The organism is Mycoplasmopsis felifaucium ATCC 43428 (assembly GCF_000687775.1).
GTDB lineage: Bacteria > Bacillota_I > Bacilli_A > Mycoplasmatales > Metamycoplasmataceae > Mycoplasmopsis > Mycoplasmopsis felifaucium.
Map to the genome: position 1 here is coordinate 38,649 of NZ_JHXS01000003.1, position 21,466 is coordinate 60,114.

Genomic DNA, 21,466 nt, shown 5'->3' on the forward strand with positions numbered 1-21,466 from the left:
AATGACAAAGAAATCAAAAACATTTTACATAACAACTCCTATTTATTATGCCTCTGGTCCATTACATATTGGACATCTTTATTGCACAACTGTTGCATGAACTATTAGAAATTACAAAAAAATAATGGGTTATGATACCAAGTTTTTAACTGGTAGTGATGAACACGGCCAAAAAATTGAACAAAAAGCTACAAAAGTTAATAAAGATCCTTTAACTTTTGTAAATGAGTTAGTTGAAACATACAAACAAATGTGACAAAAATGAAATATTGATTATGATTTTTTCAGCAGAACAACCGACGAAAAACACATTAAAACAGTTCAAAAAGTATTTTCTTGGTTCTTAGAACACGGTTTTATTTATAAAGATAAGTATGAAGGTCTTTATTCGGTTGAAGATGAAGAATTTTTAACTAAAAACCAAGCAGTTAAAAAAGAAGATGGAGAGTATTATCATCCCAGCAGCGGTCATAAATTAGTTATTATGTCTGAAGAAAGCTATTTCTTTAGAATTTCGGAGATGCAAAATTGATGAATGGATAGAGTCCAAGACAATCCTGAATGATTAATGCCGACAAAAATGACTAAAGAAATGATTCAAAACTTTGTTAGTGAAGGTTTAGAAGATTTATCTGTTACAAGGACTAATATTACTTGAGGTATTCCAACAAATGAAGATCCTAAACATGTTTTATATGTTTGATTAGATGCCTTATTTAACTATGTTTCTGCTTTAGATTATGATATTGATAATCCTGGGAAAAATTACTTAAAATATTGACAAAACGGAGATGAAATTGTTCATATTATTGGTAAAGAAATTGCTCGTTTTCACTTTATATATTGAACAATGTTCGCTGAAGCTTTAGGTATAAAACAACCAACACATATTTTTGCACACGGCTTATTGCGTGATAAAGATGGCAGAAAAATGTCCAAATCATTAAATAACGTTATAGCCCCAGAGTATCTACTTGAAAAATATCATAATGAAATGATTAAATATTATTTTATGGCTCATACATCTTTAGGTGAAGATAGCAATTTTTCAGAAGAACAATTAATTGATGTTATTAATGCCGACTTAATTAATAATTATGGTAATTTGGTTTCTAGAACATTAAAAATGATTAATAATAGTTTTCCGAATGGTCTTATTTATAACCTTAGAAGCGAAAAAATTCATAATGTTATAGATAATGAAATCTTAGAGTTCTCAACTAAATTTACTGCTTTAATGGATGACTTTAAAATTGATCAAGCCTTAAATTATGCAATTAGTTTTTCATCTTCATTGAATAAATATATTGATGAAACCACGCCTTGAAAACTTACCGATAAACTTGAAGACTTATCAGCCATTTTATCAAGATTACTTAATGGTATTTACGCTATTTCATGAGCTTTACAGATCGCAATGCCAGAAAAGATAGCTTCAGTTGCGCAAGCTTTAAATATTGAAACGTTTGAAATTGAAAAAATTACAGACTTTACTAAATTTGATAATCATATCGTCAAAGATAAATTTGTCTTATATAACAGAATTAAAAAATAGGAGAATTTATGATTTATATAGTTTATAAAGAAATAATTATGAAAAGCGAAATGAAAGATAGATTTAATGCAATGTTAAAATCATGATTAGATGTTGTTAAAAAACAAGAGTTGAATTTATCTTTTGATGTTTGTTGAAAAAATGAAAACACATTGATTTTTGTTGAAAGATGAAGTACACAAGAGTCATATAATAACTTTTTAAAAAGTACAGAAGGTAAACAAATTTTGCACGATTTAGAAAATTATGTTGATTATGTTGTTAGGGTTGAACGTTTAAGCACAACCTGTTAATTAATATCGCAGTGGCGATATTTTGTATTTAACGTTAATTTATTAATAAAATATAATTAATTTAAAGGAGTACTATGTCAAATTTATATTCAACAAAAAGAGATGAAAAAATTTTATTAAAAGCCCAATTTAAAGGTTTAAATGTAAACGAAGATTACGAAATTTTAGCTAAGAAAAATGGTCAAATTACAGAATTATTAGATAAAAAGTTAGCATATATTTATTTAGATGAAAAATTTGAAGACTATGATGATTTAGTTTCTATTATTGATACAAAAATACTTACTAAAGGTAGAGATTATCAAATTGATCTTAGCACATTTGTCGATGATAAACTTAAAATTGAAGATGTTCTTAAGGCATTTTACAGTAGAGTTATTTTTGAAAGTGCAGAATTATTTAACATTAAAAAAGAAGTACCTAAAAAAAATATTTATTCATTTTTAATGCCTGATGATTCATTGTTAGAACTTGCTAAAAAATATGAAATTATTGCTTTGAACAGAAATAAATGTCGCAATTTGCAAGTAATGCCAGAAAATTATTGTAATTCTGAGCAACTAGCTGAATTTATCAAAAACGACTTTAAAACGGTTGAAAACGTCTCTGTTAAAATTCTTAAAAAGAAAGATATTAAGAAATTTGGAATGAACTTAATTTTGGCTGTAAATAGAGGATCTACTCATGAACCTAGAGTTGTGGTTATTGAATATAAAGGTGATCCATGAAATGGAAAGAAAACAGTTATTATTGGTAAAGGGATTACATTTGATACAGGTGGTGTAAACACAAAAGGTTATCATATGGAAGGTATGAAATATGATATGTCAGGTAGCGTGATTGCAGCATATGCACTTAAAAGCGTCGCTGAGTTAAAACTTAAGAAAAATGTTGCTGTTGTTATGTGTATTACAGATAACAGGTTAGATGGGGATGCTGCTTTGCCTGAAAATGTCTATAAATCAATGTCTGGCATCAGTGTTGAAATTACTGATACTGATGCCGAAGGTCGTTTAGTTATGGCTGACGGCTTAACATATGGAGCAAAAGTTTTAAATGCTACAACTTTAGTTGATGTCGCAACCTTAACTGGTGCTGTTCTTAGAGCGTTAGGAAGTACTTACTCAGGTATATGATCAACGAACGATCAAAATTGAGATATTTTTAATAAAGCAGCTCAAAAAGCACATGAAAAAGTTTGAAGAATGCCACTTCACGACGATTTCCATGAACCTAATACCGAATCAATAATGGCAGATTTACAAAACTATAATAATTCTGAAAAATCAGATTGTAATACAGCTGCGATGTTCTTAAAACAATTTACTGAAGAAGTACCTTATATACATTGTGATGTTGCTGGAACGGCCGATCTAAAAGGCAAGCCTCAAGGTGTGTTGATCGATACGTTAGTTGAGTTTATTAGCTTAAAATAATTTTTACATAGCTTATGCTATGTTTTTTATATCATTATTAAATGATTACAACACTATTATTTATTTAATAGGATGTTTATATTTTATATATAATAATTAACAATATCTAATGGCAAAATCCTTAAAGAAAAATTGAATAAAAAAATAAAAAAATTTTTTTCTTTTTGTAATTTTGTATATATAATATTTAAGCATTTAGAAATTAAATGTAGTGCCGATTTAGCTCAGCGGTAGAGCAGCTGGCTGTTAACCAGTTGGTCGCAAGTTCAATCCTTGCAATCGGCGCCATTATGTGGTCTGTTGGTGAAGCGGTTAACACACATGGTTTTCATCCATGCACGCACGGGTTCGATTCCCGTACAGACTACCATTTTTTATGGAGAGTTAGCTCAGCTGGGAGAGCATCGCCCTTACAAGGCGGAGGTCATGGGTTCGAACCCCTTACTCTCCACCATGCCGTCTTAGCTCAGTTGGTAGAGCAACTGACTTGTAATCAGTAGGTCGTAGGTTCGAGTCCTATAGACGGCACCATGTCTTATGACATTTTTATTTTTTGATTGCGCGAGTGGTGAAATTGGCAGACACGCTAGATTTAGGCTCTAGTGCTTAGGCATGAGGGTTCAAGTCCCTCCTTGCGCACCAATAAAATCATTTTGATAATTCCTTAAACAGAAAAAATACCGAGCGGTATTTTTTATTTTTATATTCTTTTTTCATAACTGTGATTGTGTAAGTCATTTATTAAATTCAATATTAGATCACCAGAATTATTTTCTGAACATTGGACGCTAATTGGTTTATCATAATCAACAATAACTTTTCCTAAATGAATATTGTCTTTTGAAAAATTTATATAAATAACGCCGTATTCACAGTCAATAGATTCTATATAGCAATTATATTTTTTAATTATTTTTTCTATCTTTTCTAAGTTTCAATTCATAACTTTTAATTTGCAAAAATAATTCAAAAATATAATGTGTAAAAATATTGTAATAATGCTTATTTTTACTATTTTTTTTACTTTATTTTTCAAAGTTTATTCATAGCGAATTATAACAATGGAGGTAATAAAATGATTTTATATAGAATTGGCGAAATCGTCTATAAAAATGGATCAAACTTAATTTTTGAAAGTCAAGGAGTCGGATATTCTCTAATAATGCCTGATAGTAATCGTGTAGAAGTCAAACAAAAATTAAAGTTATATCTTTATGAAATAAAAACAGAATATCATCATTCGACATACGCATTTAAAGATTTTAAGGAAAGGTTATTATTTATTGATTTAATAATGCTCAATGGAATAGGTCCAAAAATGGCGTATAACATTGTGAATCAGGGTTTTGAGAAAATTTCAGCCTTAATTGCATTAGGACAAATTGAAAGTTTAATTGAGGTTCCGTATATGAACCCAAGAACTGCTAAATTAATTGTCTCAGAACTTCAAGACAAATGAGCAAAAATGATAAATCCAAAGAATACAGCAGAGACCATTAATACTACAAATAAACTCTCTGAAACAAGAGAAACTCTCAAAATGTTAGGTTTTAAAGCTAAACAAATAGATTATGCATTAACTAATATTACTATTACAAATGATGTCGAAAAAATGATTGAAGACGCCATAAAATTTATGTCTAACTCCAATTATGAATCAGCTACAGCTTAGACCTAAAACATTTGATGAGTTTATTGGGCAAGAAAAGTTAAAAATTACACTAAGAACTATGATTCAAGGTGCTCAATATAGAAAAGAACCTTTAGATCATTTATTGTTTTATGGGCCACCTGGTACCGGGAAGACTTCTTTGGCCTCAATTATTGCAAATGAAACGAAAAGTAGAATACATTACCTACAAGGTTCATTAATTGAAAAGAAGTCGGATATTTTAAGTATTTTTGCAAATATTAATGAGAATGATATCGTTTTTATTGATGAAATTCATGGAATAAATAAGAATGTTGAAGAAATTATTTATAATGCTATGGAAGATTACAAAATTGACTTAATTATAGGCCCAGAAGGAAATTCTAAAGTTCTAAGAATGAATTTAAAACCATTTACTTTAATAGGTGCAACTACGAAATTAAATTTATTAAGCCAACCATTTAAAGATAGGTTTGGTTTTCATGCGAAACTTAATCCATACGAAGAATATGAAATAGTTAAAATATTGGAAATTAACAAAGAAAAAATGCGTTTAAACGTAGGCAATGATATTCTTAAAATGATTGCCGGTTATTCAAGAGCAACTCCAAGAATTGCTAATCATTTATTGAAAAGAGTTTGCGATTTTTCAATAAATAACATTGAAGAAAAAATAACAATTAATACTGTAAAAGAAACACTAAAGCACCTTGATTTATATGATTTTGGACTAACTAGAGAGCACATTGATTATCTAGAATTATTGAACAGTACTTTTAATGAAAAATATGCTTCACTCGATTCAATTTCAGGAATTTTAAATGTAAGTAAGGAAAACATCATTTATGAAATAGAGCCATATCTTTTATATTTACATTTAATTGTTAAATCCCCAAGAGGCAGAAAAATTACGACTGCTGGAATAAATTATTTATTAAAAAACAGCCCAATATATAAAAGTTATTAACATAGCGATATTTAAAATATTAATATATAATATTTAAATATGTCTATAAATACAAAAATCAAAAATTTCTTCAAAAAAATATTTCAAATCACTAACTGAAAAAGATGACTATTATTAGCAATAACTGTGATTGGCGCTATTGTTGCAATAATAATTGGATCTGTATTTTTAATTAGAAAACAAACAAGAGAATCTATTGAGTATGGTGGTGGTACTAGATATCAAGTTGAAGCTAAATATATTTCAAAAGATTCTGATGAAAAATTAGTATCAGGTAGTGAATTACAAAATATTGCAAACTCGTTAGAATATCGTTTCTCAAGTTTTAATGATTTCTCGACATCTTTTAGAGCAAAAGGGGATGGAATTATTGAAATTTCTAGAAGCGGTAAATTAAATCCTGACGAAATTCAAAATTTTGAACATTCAATTACTAAGAAACCAACTTTGGTATTTACTGATGTTGAAATGAGACCAATTTTTACAGATGGTTTATTTATAGAAAATAGCAAAATAGATTATGACAATATAGACAGATATGCCGTACCTTTAAAAACTAATTCGGCTATTACACGTCAAGGATTTAACGGATCATACTATTTACAAGGTGAATTAGCAAATAATATTGCTTCTATTGAATGAGCAAAGGCGACAAAATATATTGCTGAACACGATCAAATTATGTTTATGTGAATTAACTTAGATGAATTAGTTAATTTCGCAAAAACATATGATAAAGAAAACTGAATAGAAGCTAAAGAAAACGCAGCTAACTATTCATTTGTTTCAAATGTTCCATTTAACCCTGAAACAAGAAAATTAAACACAATCAAAAAATATCAATTTGATGCAAGCAAATATCTAATTACTATTTCTAGTGTTAAAACACCTTCTAACGATAACAAATTTTATATTCAAGGATCTGCAGACGCTAAACCTTTGACAAAATCTAAAGCTGATGCCCTTAGCTCAAATATAAATTTTGGTTCTAATGACAAACTTGCTCTAAGTGTTGTTAAAAACGATAAGTTAGCTAACATCACCGAACCAATTTTAAGCTTTAAATTAGTTTGAATTGCTGGTGCTGTTATTCTTTCACTAATTGCTATTGTGTTAATGGTAAATTATGGTTTACTTGGCGCATTAAATACAATTGCAATGTCATTATTTATCTTCTTAACATTATTGATGTTTACTGCTCTAAGAGGCGAATATTCACCAGCATCATTTACTGCAATATTTGGAAGTTTATTCTTAGGTCTTACATCTTCAATTACAATTCTAAACAAATTTAAATCTGAGCTTTATAAAGGTGAAAATGTAAAAAAATCACTGCGTTCTGCTTTTTCCAAATCGTTTATTAATATGTTTGATATCAATGTAATGGTTTTAGTGAGCTCAATAATTTTCTTCTTTACTGGTACACAAGAAATTAAAAACTTTTCAATTGTATTTACATTTTCATCGTTGTTTAGTATTTTAATAATGTTATTCTTGAACAGTTTATGAATATTATTAGTTATAAAAACAGGCACATTTGATGAAAGACTTAACTGATTTGGCGTAAAAACTAAATTCATTGGTCGCGATGTTCAACTTGCAAAATTATCAAGTTTTAACTTTGTTCATCTATCAAAAATTTTAATGTTTATTCCGATTGTTTTATTTACTGCTGGATTAATTACATTTAGCTCGTTTGCCGGTATAAATAAGGATGTTTGGGCTGGATTCTCACGCAATGGCGTATTTAATGATGTATCAAATCTTAACATTAGAATTGATATTACACAAATATTAATTTCTTTATCAATATTTGCTGTTGTTCTATTTATTTACACATTAATCAGATTCAAATGAACAAATGCTGTTTCTATTTTAGTTGCAACTATTATAAATATTGGTTTAGTATTTTCAATAATCGTAATAGGTAGAATTCCTTTTGATTCGAATACATTAATTACGTTTGAATTAGTTTCTATCTTTATGATCATTCAAACATATATGTTGTTCGGTTCATTAAAGAAAAAAATGCAATCACACGAAATTGAAAAAGCATTTACAAAAGATCAAATTAGAAATATTTCAAACTCAACTTATGTTAGTGAGTTCAAAAATTATTCAATGCTATTATTTACAAACATTTTAGTCTTTGTTTTATTATTATCATTCTATAAATCAAGCGACTTTTCGCTAACATTTATGGCGTTGATATCATCAATTCTTGTTGTTTATTCTTCTTTATTTATTTCATTAGCATTATGGTCAAAATTAGAGGAAAAAAGACAATCAGGCATTCAAAAAAGAATTGATAATCATTATTGAACAATTCCTAATGTGCGTGAAGAACAAGTGTTTGCAGGCATTAATTCATTTACACCATAATAAAAATCGTCATATGACGATTTTTATTCTATAATTATAGTCCGACAATATTAGGGAGGACTATGTTTTATTTACTGAATAAAAAGAAAGGTATATCTTCTTTTGGGGCAATTAAAAAGTTCGCAAAAGAATTAGGAATTAAAAAAGTTGGACATACAGGGACTTTAGATCCATTAGCTTCTGGCTTGCTCCTTATTGCATCTGATTCTTATACTAAGTTAATCCCTTATATTCAAAATGAAAATAAAACTTACCAGGTTGAAATTCAGTTCGGCTCACAAACTGATACATATGACTCTGAAGGTAATGTAATTAATACATCAAATATTAAAATTGATACAAATCATATAAAAAAAATAAATAGTTGAATGCTTGCACAAAAAACTCAGAAGCCACCTATTTATAGTGCGAAAAAGATAAACGGAAATAAAAGTTATGACTTAGCAAGAAAAGGTATTAAAATTGAGTTAAAACCACAAAGTATAAATGTTTTGAGTTCAAAGGTTTTGTCTTATAACATTGAGCGACAAACTGTTTTACTTGAGCTTTGTGTATCTAAAGGCACTTATATTCGAAGTCTTGTTAATGATTTGGGTTTATACTTTGGAACATATGCTTATATGACGGCGTTAAATAGAAATAAAATAGGGAATTTATCTATTGATGACTTAAATGGAAAGGATTTTATTAATGTTCCAGTCTCAAATGTTATTGATCTTGAAACAATTGAAATTAATATTCATCAATTTAAATACATCAAAAATGGTACCCCTATTAAAATCAATATACAACCTGGGAAATACTTAATTGGCTATAAAACAGACATTATCGGTATTTCAGAAGTTGCTAATAATCATCTCAAAGTTTTAAAACTTTTTGGCGATAAATTAAATAAACTAAATAATTTGGAGATAGATATGACTAAACAAGAATTAAAGAAAAATATAAAATTAGCTGCGTTTGATATTGATGGTACTATTTTACCTCACGGTAATCAAGAATTTAGTGATACCGTTGTTAATATGTTTGATAAATTGCACGAAAACGGCATCCAAACAACCATTGCAACTGCTAGAGAATTTGTAACCATTGGAAATTTATTAAAAAAACCTAAAGCATTAAATTACTTTATTGGTGCAAATGGTTCATTTGTTTTAGATAATTGCACTAAAGAAATCATTTATGAAAGAACTATTAAATTTGAAGATTTTAAAATTTTGTATGATGCACTAATTAATTTTGATGACTGTGATAGTGTGCTTGTTATGGATCAAAATTATGGATTTAAGTCTCCAAACATGAGCACAGATACATGATTTTTAAAACCTCACGATAGTAAGCTAATTGAAATGGATTTTGAAAAAATGGACAAAAACCATTTACATATAATTACAATTGGTGCAAATGGCGATGAAAAAACAACGAGATGTGCTGAATTAGCCAAGAAAATAATTGATGAAAATAACTTAAATATAGATATTACAGCAAAATGAAGCAAAGGTATTTTTATTACTCCAAGAGGTGTAACTAAATCAGGGACATTACATTGATTGTGCGAATATTTAGGGTTTCAAATGGATAAAAATTTAATCGCTTTTGGTGATAGTTCTAATGATTATGAAATGTTACGTGATGCTGCTTATGGTGTCGCAATGACTAGAGCAAATGACTGAGTTAAAGGTGTTGCAAAAGATGTTGCCTTAGACTGTGAATATGAGGGTGTTTATAATAAGTTAAAAGACTTAGAATTAATTTAACGGTTATAATTTAATAGTCAAAGGATATTATGAGCTTAGATGTTTATAAATTTGAAAAAATAAAAGGATTTAACAACCCAATATTTATATTGGGTGCTTTTGAATCTTTCCATTTAGGTCACTATGAATTATTTAAAAAAGCAAAAGAAATTCAGGCTGAAAATGGTGGTGACATTGTTTTAGTATTTTTTAAAGATATTGAGAATTTATATAAATATGGAGACAGATTTATTTTTTCAGATTTTCAAAATCGTTTACAAGAGTTTGCGAATTTAGGTTTTAATAATGCAATTTATTTAGAATATTCTGCAGTTTCCAAATTAGAACCTGAAGATTTTATTACAAAGTTAGTATTTAACCAAAATAACTATAAAATAGTTGTTGGTGAAGATTTTAAATATGGAAATAAAGCAAAAGGTAATACACAATCATTAAATAATCAAGTACTTGAAGGTTCCTTATTTGTTGTTCCATTTTTAAAATTGAATGATAATGTCAAAATATCAACAAGATTTTTGAAAGAATGTCTTGAGCTAGGGGATTTAGATTTAGTTAATTCATTAAATTGCTATACATATAGCTTTAATGCTGTGGTTAAAGCTAGTGAGAATTTAATTTGTTCTCTTGAAGTAGATGATAATTTGATTATTGTTAGGGCAGGACTATATGCTGTTTATGCTGAAATTAATGGATATAGTTTCTATGGAATTTTACGTAGTAATATTGATGGCGAATATGATATTTTCTTTTTAGACTTTAAACTAAAGAAAAATGAAAAAATTAATTGCAGAATCAAGGTTCTAAAAGCTCTTAGATTTATCAATGACTATAGAGAAATGGATATCAACGAAAAAGATATAGATAATGCTAAAAAAGAATTCATTTCTAAATAAATTATGATATTATAAAGAAGCATTTGAAACAATGCATTTTAACACTTGGTTTTAATTAATTTTAATGCTAGGTTTAAACATATTAAATATGGAGACATAAAATGATTACAAAAGAACAAAAAGCTCAACTTGTTTCACAATTTGGCAAAGATAAAAAAGATACAGGTAATATTGTTGTTCAAATTGCTATTTTAACAGCTGAAATTGAAGACTTAAAACCTCACTTCCAAAATAATCCTAAAGATAACCACTCACGTAGAGGTTTCTTGGCTAAAATTACAAAACGTAGATTATTATTGCAACACTTAAAATCAGAAAACTTTGAACTATACAACAAAGTTATTTCTGACTTAAACATTAGAAAATAATTTATGTTTTTATGTGCCTAAAGGCACTTTTTTATTGCATTTTTTGACAAAAAAATATATAGGCAAAGCCTATATAAATATTATTATATCTACATTTCGTGAGGTGTTGAAACTTCAAGAAGCCTCATACCGTTTTCTAATGTAATATTAACAGCTTTAACTAAAGCAAGCATACTTTCTTCATTTTCGTTTCCGATTAATTTAGGACTATTTGAATATCATGAGTTAAATTCTTTGGCTAATCTAATTAAGTATTGTGTTAATAAGTGTGTTAAGTATTTTTCTGCTGATTTTTCAATAATTTCAGGGAATTCTAATAAAGTTGAAATTAATTTAGTATCGGCTTCGCTTGTAAATTTTGTAGCTTTCACATTATTCATATCGAAGGTTGATTTTGATAATAATGAGAATGCTCTAGCGTTTGCATATTGAACTAAAATTACTGGGTTGTCGTTAGTTTTACTTGTTGCAATATCAATATCAAAGTCTAATTTTGAGTTGTATGTTCTGTCAAGAAGAATAAATCTAGCTGAATCCTTACCAACTAATTCAACAAAGTCTCTTAAGAAAAAACTTGTGCCACGTCTTTTAGACATCTTGAATTCTTCGCCATTTTTAATTAATCTTACTAATTGCATACATAAAACAACTAATTTATCTGCATCTAAACCTAGATCTTCCATTGCACATTTCATTCTTTTAATGTATCCAGAGTGGTCAGCACCTCAGACATTCATAATTACTGCATCTTTACCAGTTCTTGCGAATTTAATTCTGTGGTATGCAATATCTGGAGCGAAGTATGTTAATGTTCCATCGCTTTTAATAAGAACACGGTCTTTGTCATCTCCATGGATAGTAGTTTTTAATCAAGTAGCACCATCTTTAACATATGTATTTCCAAGTTCTGAAATAGCTTCGTTTATTCTTTTACGGTTATCGTTGTAAAGTGATTTTTCACTGAAGAAGATGTCAAATCAAACACCAAAATCCTTACAGTCTTTTTTAACTTCTTGTAAGAACAATTCAACAGATTCATTCATAAAGATTTCTAAAACTTCACCATCTAATTTAGATCCTTTATATTTGTCGTTGTATTTCTTATAAAATTCTGAAGCACATCAAATAATATCTTCACCTCTATAAGCTTCTTCTGGCATTGGGTATGATTCATCAAAAATTTGTTGATATCTAGCAAAAACACTTTCAGCAAGCATATTAATTTGATTACCAGCATCGTTGATGTAGTATTCACGTGTAACATTAATACCTGAAAATTCTACAATGTTCGCAACTGTACTACCAATAGCAGCATTTCTTGCGTGTCCAACGTGTAAGTATCCGGTTGGGTTTGCTGAAACAAACTCAATGTTTAAATTACCTTTATTGTTTCCTTTTCCGTAATCTTTTCCTTTTTTAATAATTTCATTAACCGCTTTAACAAAAGAATCGTTTGCGATGTTGAAATTAATAAATCCAGGACCTGCAATTTCAACAGATTCTAAGCCAAATTCTTCTTTATTGATTTTTGAAACTATTTGTTCTGCTAGATCGTGAGGATTTAATCCTTTATTACCCATGGCCATATTTGTTGTTAAATCAGCATGTCCTTTAGGTTCAATTAACAAAATCTCCTTTTCTAAACCTAATTCTTTTCCAATTGTTTGTAAAGTTTTAAGTAATTTTTCTTTTAATTCCAATTTATTCATAGTTATTAAATTATACAACATGAAATTAATAATTTCATATTAATGTATCAAGAGACATTAAACTTTTATAAAAATATTATTTTTTTATTTATCACACTATAAGCAGATTTTAAAGACTATTATTATAATATTGGTATAATAATTACAATTATTGATTAATATTGAAAAAATAATAAGGAGTAATGATGAAAGAATTAAATATTATTATCTCAGACCCTATCGGATTACATGCTCGTCCAGCAAGTTTTGTAGCAAATGAAGCTTCTAAATACAAGAGTGATATTTTGCTAACTCACAATAAAACAGGAAGAATCGGAAATTTAAAATCAATCATGAACATTCTTACACTTGGAATTAAAAAAGGTGATCATGTGACAATTAAATTTGTTGGTGAAGATGAAGCTGAAGCTTGTGAAGGTGTTCACAAATCACTTGTAGCTAACAATATTATTGACTAGTTTGTAGAAAGTTATTAATGAACTTTTTAAAATATTTATGTAAAAAAATATCAATTGCAATTTTAAGTATTATATTAATTACATCATTGTTATATGTTGTAATTTTTGCTTTTATAAATAATGAATTTTTAAAAAGTAAATCACTAATGAATCAATATTCTGAATTTATTGGTTCTATTTTTTCTAATTTTGGAAAAGTATATGGAAGTTCTAGCTTCCAAAATGCACAATCCTATTTCTTTAATTATTATAAATGAAGTCTTTTATTTGAAGGGATTGCTTTTGTAATTTCTATCATATTAGGCTATTTTATAGGCATTTTCTTAGCTTACAAACAAGGCAAATGGTCAGATATATTAATTAGTTCACTTATTTTTATATTTGCAGCTATACCTACATTTATTTTCGCGCCATTAATGCTTATTTTAGCTGAAGCTATAGATTTACCAGTAAATTTTGTTGATCCAAGTAGTGCAACTGTTGGTTATTTACTACTTTCATTAATACTTCCGGCTGCATTATTATCAATTTCTTCAATTTCATTTGTTTCTATAGTTGTTAAAAAAGCAACATATAACATTTTAAAACAGGAATATATTACCGTTTTAAGAGCAACAGGTCAAAATTCCCAAAATATCTTTTTTAAAGGTGTTTTCAAAAATTTAATAGGCGATACCATTAACCAAATTATCCCCATGATTTTACTTCTTATTAGCTTTGGGTTAATTATTGAAAGAATTTTTCAAATCCCTGGTCAAAGTTTAATTCTTTTATCATCATTCAAAGACGGTGAAATCAATGTACTAATGTGTTTAATATTTTATAAATTATTATTATTGATTGGATTAACAATTATTTTTGAATTTGTTTCGGATTTAATTAATTTGAAAATTTCATTTAATTTTTTACAAAAGCATCATCAAAATAGAATTATTATTAAAAAATTAGAGAAGGAGGGCTCTGATGATTAAGTTTAACCCTTCTAATATAAAAACAAAATTTATATTTTCTAAGGAATTAATAGAACCGAAAAAATATTCAATACACAGAAGTAGTTGGAGTTTGTTTTGAACTCGTTTTTTTAGCAAAATAAGTAATTGATTCTTATTAATTCTTTTTATTGCCTTTATATTATTTATAATTTTCTCAGCTATTTTTTATAAATATCCATCTGATCAAGCTGTTTTAGATTCTGAACTAGCAATCAATTTACCTAATTACAATAATGCGTATATAAGCCAAACTTTTGATCCTGATAGTCCTGAATTAAAATTTATACTTGAACAAAATAAAATCAATCCTTCGTTTGACATTGTTCAATCCGTCCAGCAAGTTGGTGATTCGTTCATTCTTAAATATAATCCATATAAATTAATTGAATTTTTAAGTGGCCAAAAATATGTACTCATTTTTGGGACAAACTATAATAAAATTGACAGATTTAGCTTTTTCATTGCTTCATTTGGCTACACAATATTAATAACTATTATAACAGCGATATTTCAGACATTAATTGGAACTGTTGTTGGTTCTGTTATTGGTTATTATTCAAAAAAATCATTTTCAAAATTATCATTTTATCTTTTTAATATACTTAATGTATTACCGTTTTTAATTGTATGCATTATACTATTCAATTTTACTAATTACACAGTTTTAAACGCTATTTGGATATTTAGCATTTTTGGTTCAGTCAGTTTTTTCTATACTTCATATTCAAATGCTTCAATGCTTAAAGATAAGGAATTTATAATATCATATAAGACTTCTGGTATGAGTGATTTATGAATTATTTTTAACATAATCCTTGTTGAAAATGTGTGGGTATGCTTATCGTTAATTTCTGAAAATATTTCGCTAAATATACTAGCATTATCATCATTAGCCTTCTTTGATGTAAAAGGTGTTAACGGTGCACTTAACTTAGGTAGTGTTTTTCTAGATTTAATCAATGATTTATCAAATATTGAATACTTAATTTTCGTTGTTGTATTCGTTTCCTTGTTCGTTGTTTTATCAAAAATTTTAAGTATTTCACTTTATCAAGCTTATATTGTCCAATAATAGAAGGAGTTTTATGTTCAAAAAAATTTTGCCATTTCTAATAATCCCGGCGACTGTATTTGTGTCTTCTGCATGTAACATTAGAGAATCGAGAGATAAAAGTGAATATATAAAATCCTTTAACAAGCCTTCTTATATAAGTTCACCAGTTATTAATAAGAGTGAAATTATCTCAAATGATCATCAATCATTATTATCTGCTCCACTGGTTAGATGAAAATATGTAAATAATGCCAAATTTGATAAAATAAACAAAAATTTTTCAAAAGCTACAAGTAAATTTTTGTCATTAGGACTTGCAAAATCAGTTTCAATAACAACTTGATCTGGTGAAAATTTTAAATATGATAATGACTTAATTGAATTTTATAATTCTACAAGCAAGGATGGCATTGTTCAAGTTTATAGCGATAATGAAAACAATATTAATAATCATAAGTTTTTTGAGAATTTAAAAAGTGCCAAAAAAATTAGTTTTGAATTAAAAGATGAAATTTATTATGTTGATAGAAACGCTAAACTAACTAATCAAATAATTAAAAATGATGATTATTGGAATTCCTACACTTACAAAAATAATTATGAAGATTTAAAATATTTATTAGAGAAGTATGATATTAAAGAATTGGACCAAAATAAACCTATTGAATTTGAATCGGCAGTTTCAAATTCAAAGAATTTATATTTATTTTTAACCAATGAAATTTGTTCAAACAACTTATTTACGCCACTTTATAACAAAAATCCAGATATTTATAATATGAAATTTGCATCTAAATATGTATTAAACGAATTTGACACAAACCAAGCTAAATATTTAAAAAATATTCATTCTTGAGATGAGAATTTTAATCAAAGCTTAACAAACTTAAAGTCAGTTAAGCTAAAATTCAATCCTGTTCCAATTGATGAGCCAACTTATAGATTGCAATCATTTAATTCTTACAAGCAAAATTTAATTTCTGAAGTTCCTTATAATTTATTTAATGAAACTCAACAAAAAGAAATTGATGAATATTCAAAAGTTTATGGCTTAAATTTTGAATATTCAAGTTCAAGTTTTGAAAACTCAAATAAGTATTTCTATAACATGATTTTTGAAAATGATGTTGATTACAAATTTAATAATAACTTTTCAAAGTTAGTTTTTTCAAAAAATAAAAAAGATTTAAAAGGCTATGAACATGGGTTTTACAACAAAAATTCATATACATTCCTTAACTTAATAAATAATATTCAAAATCAATATATAGGTAATAAAATTTTAGGACACAACAAATATTGAAATTCATATATTTCTCAGTCAGCATATTTTGATATTCCATTTAACGAAGCTGATAAAATGTTTTCGTTGGTTGAAGACTTTAATAATTTGCATGTTGATTATTACGATCTCTATACTGGGGCACCTATACGAGATTATTTAACATTTGATAATTTTTATACCGGTAATACAGGTTTAATTCCTTATGCTTATGAAGGTGACAAAATTATTGATTTAAATATTCAGTTTATGTCTCCAAAATATAATGATTATGCAAACATTATAAGAAAAATTCTTAATGATTTTATGTCAAATAATGCTGATGTGAACGATCAAATAGTAGAATGAACAATTCCAGTTTTTTCCGAAAAGAACTATAAAACAGATAATTATTACTCTAGGTTAGTTAAATTAATAAACGGAATTGATTATAGATTAAATGTTAAATATGAATATGTTGATAAAAATAATAAGAGTTATATATATCAATATTCATCCTTTAATTTAGCTGATAATTCAGTGGCTAATCATATTTATAATTTGATCGATTCTAATAATTCATTATTAATTAATATCTTTTTATTTATGAAGCAATTTAATAATGAAGATGGGAATATGAAACCTGTTTACTATCAATTTATTAAAGACTTAAGTGAAATTATCCAAAATACTTTTAAAACAGACTGATTAGCAAAAATGGATTTATACAAGTGAGAAGGTCACTATATTTTTGACGAATTACTAAAAAGTTCTAATCTATCTAAATTAGATTTTCAAAAATCGTTTATTAATAGCTTTAATAGTCAATTAAGCAAATCTGAACAATTTAATGTTTTAAGATCTGTTGATGATTTATTATTAATCAGACAAAATGAATATTCTTATTTATTTGTTAATGAATTTGAAAAGGTACTTGTTCAATATTTTTATACTAAACCACTCAACGATCAAGGATTTACATATTATCAAGATATTTCTGTCTATTAAAAATTACTAATAAAAATAAATTCCATTTTAAATCTTTTGCATTATAATAATTATCAATTATATAAACGCGTTATTATAAAATAAGGAGGGGTTATGGCTATAGTTCCAAAACGTAAAACATCTAAACAACGTAAACATAAAAGACGTACACATGATGCTTTAACAGTTCAAAACCTTGTTGCATGCAAAAACTGTTCTAACTTAATTCAACAACACCGTGTATGTGAACATTGTGGATTTTATAATGGTAAAAAAGTTGAAGGCTACAGAAGCTTAGACTTACGTGCCGAATAATTTAAAATGTAGGTAACTACATTTTTCTTTTTATTTTATATATAATTTTTATTATGAATAATATGAGCAATAAGCAAATAATTGGAGTATCTATTTTATCATTTGTAATTATATTAGCAGTCATTGCTGTTATTGTTTTGTCATATTATCTTTATCGAAATTATAGGTTAGCTTATTTTAAAAAATTTACTTCAAAAAGTATTGATGAAGCTAAAAAATTCTCAACTAATAGATTAGCTACGATTGCTCGTTTTAAATCGGTTGCAGTCCACAAAAAAGACTATATTAAAGACTTAAACGAGCTAGAACGCTTAAATAAATTACTTGAAGAGCATTATTCAACTTTAAAAATTTATCAAGATACTATTTCTCAATTTGTTAACAAACGCCAAATTAAGCAAGCTTCTAAACAGTTTAAAATTTATAAAACAGTTTTCAAAAAATATTCAGATTACAAAGATAAATTCAATGGAATTTCGGACAATTTAAATAAACATTGAAATATTATTGATTCGATATCAACATCATCACTTAAAATCTTAAATGAAACAAAAGAATATTTAGAAAACCATAAATCAAAATTTGCTCATTCTTATAATAATTTATTAAATGATTTAAGCGAATTAATCAGTAAAACAGCCAATTTTGAATACAAGAAAACTCAAGAACAAATTGAAACTGTATCTAGAGAAGCTGTTGAAAATGAAAAAAGAGTTAATGCCTTTGTTAAAAAAATGGATCATATGGCTAATCTTGAGTTTGCGATTTTTAATCAATTTCCTGCAAAATTATCTACTTTTTCCGTTTTTTTACCTAATGATGAAAAATTAAATAAATTAATAGAACAAATAAAAAATGTTCAAAATGAATTTTTAGAAATACCATATCAAAAAAGCCTTGAAACATTAAGGAAAATGTATCACTCGTATTCGCTTATAAAAAGAGACTATGAAGTTAAAAATGAACTCAACAAATTTATTCAAAATAATTGAATTGATTTTTTAAAAGATTATGCCGATAAATACAGAAGATTAATTCAAGTTTCTAATAATATATTAACTAATAAAACGATTGCTTTTAATAGTCATAAAATTAAGGAATTAAAACTTTGGTTAATTAACTTTAACGATATTTTTAAAGACTTAAATAAAAAAATTCAAAGTAAAAAATCTGTTGGCTTCTTTGAAATACAAAGCTTTATAGAATCGTATAACAATATTATGAACGAAACTAACTGCATAATAAATGAGTTTAATGATCTAGTTCAAAAAATGATTTATGACAACTTCTATTATCGAATGTCTGAATATTTATATTTTGCGATTTTGAAAAATAGATTTTTATTAGATGATTCTTCAGAAAATCAAAAAATTATTACAGATTTTGTTAATTTAAAAATTGTTGTTTCAAATCTTTATAAAACTGAAAAAACAATTGATTTTACAAACGAAACTTGAAAAGAATGAAATAAACAACTTATTTATTTATATAAATTAATTCAAAGCCAATATGTGTATAAAACAATGTATGAAAAATTAAAAAGCAAAGCATCTAAACATCTAACAGAAGGCAATTTAGACTTTATTGAAATTCTTGATATGGCCGAAAATGCTGCAAAATCTTATAAATATAAAGATGCATACAGAACGATCTCAAACTTCATAATGAAAGGTAATAAAAAATATGTACGATAAGATTTTAATCCGTTATGGTGAATTAACTTTAAAAGGTAAAAATCGCGAGAATTTTATTAATGTATTAGCTCGTAATGTTAAAAAAATTACAGGTGAGGCACCAAAAGTAGAATTTGACAGAATGTTTTTGACTTATTCAGCTGAAAACATGGAAAACTTAAAATATGTTTTTGGAATCATAAGCTATAGTCCCATTCTAATCTGTAGAAATGATATAAATGAAATTAATTTAACGGCACAAAAGTTAATTAATTCTGATACAAAAACATTTAAAGTGTCAGCTCGTAGAAATAATAAAAACTTTTCTTTGACAAGTGCAGAAATTAATCAAACAACAGGCGGTTATTTATTGGTTAATAATCCAAATCTTAAAGTAGATGTTCATAATCCTGAATTAATCGTACATGTAGAAGTTAGACAAAAAGAAACATATATATTTAATAATATAATTCCGGCTTTAGGCGGATTGCCTGTAGGCATTAGTGGAAAAGTTTTACATTTAATGTCAGGAGGTATAGATAGTCCAGTTGCCGCCTATCAATTAATGAAGCGTGGATTAAATGTATCATTTTTATCTTTTGTTTCACCGCCACAAACTGATGAAAGAACAATTGAAAAAATGAAACAAATCGTTACTATATTAAATAAATATCAATGTGGCACTAGAATGTATATTGCTGATTATTCTAAATTAATGAACTACATTTCCTTTTCATCAAACGAATCCTACAGAATCAATTTAATGCGTCGCAGTTTTTATAGAATTGCCAGCGAGTTTGCTAAAAGAAAAAATATTATTGCATTATCAAATGGTGAAAACCTTGGTCAAGTAGCCAGTCAAACACTTGAAAGCTTATATACTATTAATGATGCAACCGATTTATTGGTGTTAAGACCACTTTTAACTAATGACAAATTAGAAACTATTGAGATAGCTAAAAAAATAGGTACGTATGATATTTCAATCATTCAAGCCAACGAAACGTGTGAATTATTTGCTCCTAAGCAACCAGTTACTAAACCTAATTTAGAAACAGCCGAAAAACTTGAAAATGAATTAAATAAGATAAATTCATTTGAGAAAGATATACTAGAAAATCAAATCACAGAAGTTAAACTAGATTAAGCTCCTAAAGTGAGCTTTTTTATTTATATTATTATTGTTTAAGTTGTAGAAATAACCATTTAAAAAAACTTGATGAAAAATCAAATTTTTATTTTTGTAGCTTCGTTTATATATTATAATAATTAACGTTATCCCAAAAGCAAGATAACCTAACGATTAAACTATTAAAAAAAGTATAAATTTATTTGTTATTATTTTAAAATAGTTATATAATTGTTAAGCTATATTTTTAGCAGAAAATTGTTCTTTGAAAACTAGATATATAAACATGACAGTCAATTTTTTCGAGAGTTTGATCCTGGCTCAGGATGAACGCTGGCTGTGTGCCTAATACATGCATGTCGAGCGATGCTAGCAATAGCATAGCGGCGAATGGGTGAGTAACACGTACTCAACGTACCTCTCAGATTGGGATAGCGAACGGAAACGTTCGATAATACCAAATACTTATTAAGATCGCATGATCATAATATAAAAGAAGCGTTTGCTTCGCTGAGAGATCGGGGTGCGCAACATTAGCTAGTTGGTGAGGTAACGGCCCACCAAGGCGATGATGTTTAGCGGGGTT

General features: G+C 27.1%; 18 protein-coding genes, 5 tRNA genes and 1 rRNA gene. 22 read left to right on the forward strand and 2 right to left on the reverse strand.

Annotation, left to right across the window (positions count from 1 at the left end):
• Position 1: 1 nt before the first annotated feature.
• The 8 genes from metG (at position 2) to T390_RS0100795 (ending at position 3,926) form a co-directional block, all read left to right on the forward strand.
• Entirely contained in the window at positions 2-1,555 is a 1,554-nt protein-coding gene (gene metG, locus T390_RS0100760) for a methionine--tRNA ligase (protein WP_027334645.1), read from the forward strand.
• 8 nt (positions 1,556-1,563) lie between these two features.
• Complete coding sequence (locus T390_RS0100765; RefSeq protein WP_027334646.1) at positions 1,564-1,848, forward strand: putative quinol monooxygenase; 285 nt, start codon at positions 1,564-1,566, stop codon at positions 1,846-1,848.
• A 74-nt stretch (positions 1,849-1,922) separates the two neighbouring features.
• Positions 1,923-3,284, forward strand: a complete 1,362-nt coding sequence (locus T390_RS0100770; protein ID WP_027334647.1) for a M17 family metallopeptidase — start codon at positions 1,923-1,925, stop codon at positions 3,282-3,284.
• A gap of 213 nt (positions 3,285-3,497) precedes the next feature.
• Positions 3,498-3,572, forward strand: a tRNA-Asn gene (locus T390_RS0100775).
• A 6-nt stretch (positions 3,573-3,578) separates the two neighbouring features.
• Positions 3,579-3,654, forward strand: a tRNA-Glu gene (locus T390_RS0100780).
• An 8-nt stretch (positions 3,655-3,662) separates the two neighbouring features.
• Positions 3,663-3,738, forward strand: a tRNA-Val gene (locus T390_RS0100785).
• 1 nt (position 3,739) lies between these two features.
• Positions 3,740-3,815 (forward strand) — tRNA-Thr (locus T390_RS0100790).
• Between the two features lie 28 nt (positions 3,816-3,843).
• Positions 3,844-3,926, forward strand: a tRNA-Leu gene (locus T390_RS0100795).
• 58 nt (positions 3,927-3,984) lie between these two features.
• On the opposite strand, the gene T390_RS03680 is transcribed toward T390_RS0100795, so the two are convergent.
• On the reverse strand, positions 3,985-4,227 hold the full coding sequence (locus tag T390_RS03680) for a hypothetical protein (protein WP_036435928.1): 243 nt from the start codon (positions 4,225-4,227) through the stop codon (positions 3,985-3,987).
• A gap of 132 nt (positions 4,228-4,359) precedes the next feature.
• Here T390_RS03680 and ruvA point away from each other — a divergent pair, with 132 nt between their 5' ends.
• From ruvA to rpsO, 6 genes are all read left to right on the forward strand, one after another.
• Positions 4,360-4,956 carry a Holliday junction branch migration protein RuvA gene (gene ruvA, locus T390_RS0100805; protein ID WP_027334649.1) on the forward strand — a complete coding sequence of 199 codons (597 nt, stop codon included), beginning with the start codon at positions 4,360-4,362 and terminating at the stop codon, positions 4,954-4,956.
• On the forward strand, positions 4,937-5,902 hold the full coding sequence (gene ruvB, locus T390_RS0100810) for a Holliday junction branch migration DNA helicase RuvB (RefSeq protein WP_027334650.1): 966 nt from the start codon (positions 4,937-4,939) through the stop codon (positions 5,900-5,902). Before ruvA ends, ruvB begins: the two co-directional genes overlap by 20 nt.
• A gap of 39 nt (positions 5,903-5,941) precedes the next feature.
• Positions 5,942-8,284 carry a protein translocase subunit SecDF gene (secDF, locus tag T390_RS0100815; RefSeq protein WP_036435930.1) on the forward strand — a complete coding sequence of 781 codons (2,343 nt, stop codon included), beginning with the start codon at positions 5,942-5,944 and terminating at the stop codon, positions 8,282-8,284.
• A gap of 62 nt (positions 8,285-8,346) precedes the next feature.
• The gene (locus tag T390_RS04210; RefSeq protein WP_235732214.1) at positions 8,347-10,041 is read left to right on the forward strand and encodes a YcsE-related riboflavin metabolism phosphatase; all 1,695 of its coding nucleotides are present in this window, start codon (positions 8,347-8,349) and stop codon (positions 10,039-10,041) included.
• A gap of 29 nt (positions 10,042-10,070) precedes the next feature.
• Positions 10,071-10,934 (forward strand): FAD synthase, encoded by an 864-nt coding sequence (locus T390_RS0100830; RefSeq protein ID WP_027334652.1) that lies wholly within the window; start codon positions 10,071-10,073, stop codon positions 10,932-10,934.
• Positions 10,935-11,035: 101 nt separating this feature from the next.
• Positions 11,036-11,302, forward strand: coding sequence for a 30S ribosomal protein S15 (gene rpsO, locus T390_RS0100835; RefSeq protein WP_027334653.1), 267 nt, complete (start codon positions 11,036-11,038; stop codon positions 11,300-11,302).
• Between the two features lie 89 nt (positions 11,303-11,391).
• Here rpsO and argS read toward each other — a convergent pair whose 3' ends face one another.
• Positions 11,392-13,011 carry an arginine--tRNA ligase gene (gene argS, locus T390_RS0100840; protein WP_027334654.1) on the reverse strand — a complete coding sequence of 540 codons (1,620 nt, stop codon included), beginning with the start codon at positions 13,009-13,011 and terminating at the stop codon, positions 11,392-11,394.
• 185 nt (positions 13,012-13,196) lie between these two features.
• Between argS and T390_RS0100845 the strand changes: the two genes are divergently transcribed.
• The 8 genes from T390_RS0100845 to T390_RS0100880 form a co-directional block, all read left to right on the forward strand.
• A complete protein-coding gene (locus T390_RS0100845; RefSeq protein WP_027334655.1) occupies positions 13,197-13,469 on the forward strand; it encodes an HPr family phosphocarrier protein in 273 nt (90 codons plus the stop codon).
• A 17-nt stretch (positions 13,470-13,486) separates the two neighbouring features.
• Positions 13,487-14,440, forward strand: coding sequence for an ABC transporter permease subunit (locus T390_RS0100850; protein WP_027334656.1), 954 nt, complete (start codon positions 13,487-13,489; stop codon positions 14,438-14,440).
• On the forward strand, positions 14,433-15,533 hold the full coding sequence (locus T390_RS0100855) for an ABC transporter permease subunit (RefSeq protein WP_051590832.1): 1,101 nt from the start codon (positions 14,433-14,435) through the stop codon (positions 15,531-15,533). Before T390_RS0100850 ends, T390_RS0100855 begins: the two co-directional genes overlap by 8 nt.
• A gap of 13 nt (positions 15,534-15,546) precedes the next feature.
• On the forward strand, positions 15,547-17,784 hold the full coding sequence (locus tag T390_RS0100860; protein ID WP_027334658.1) for an OppA family ABC transporter substrate-binding lipoprotein: 2,238 nt from the start codon (positions 15,547-15,549) through the stop codon (positions 17,782-17,784).
• A 93-nt stretch (positions 17,785-17,877) separates the two neighbouring features.
• Complete coding sequence (gene rpmF / locus T390_RS0100865) at positions 17,878-18,078, forward strand: 50S ribosomal protein L32 (RefSeq protein WP_027334659.1); 201 nt, start codon at positions 17,878-17,880, stop codon at positions 18,076-18,078.
• A 62-nt stretch (positions 18,079-18,140) separates the two neighbouring features.
• Entirely contained in the window at positions 18,141-19,772 is a 1,632-nt protein-coding gene (locus tag T390_RS0100870; RefSeq protein WP_027334660.1) for a hypothetical protein, read from the forward strand.
• Entirely contained in the window at positions 19,762-20,898 is a 1,137-nt protein-coding gene (thiI, locus tag T390_RS0100875) for a tRNA uracil 4-sulfurtransferase ThiI (protein ID WP_027334661.1), read from the forward strand. The genes T390_RS0100870 and thiI overlap by 11 nt, the downstream gene beginning before the upstream one ends.
• A 280-nt stretch (positions 20,899-21,178) precedes the next feature.
• Positions 21,179-21,466 (forward strand): 16S ribosomal RNA (locus tag T390_RS0100880); the annotation flags it as partial.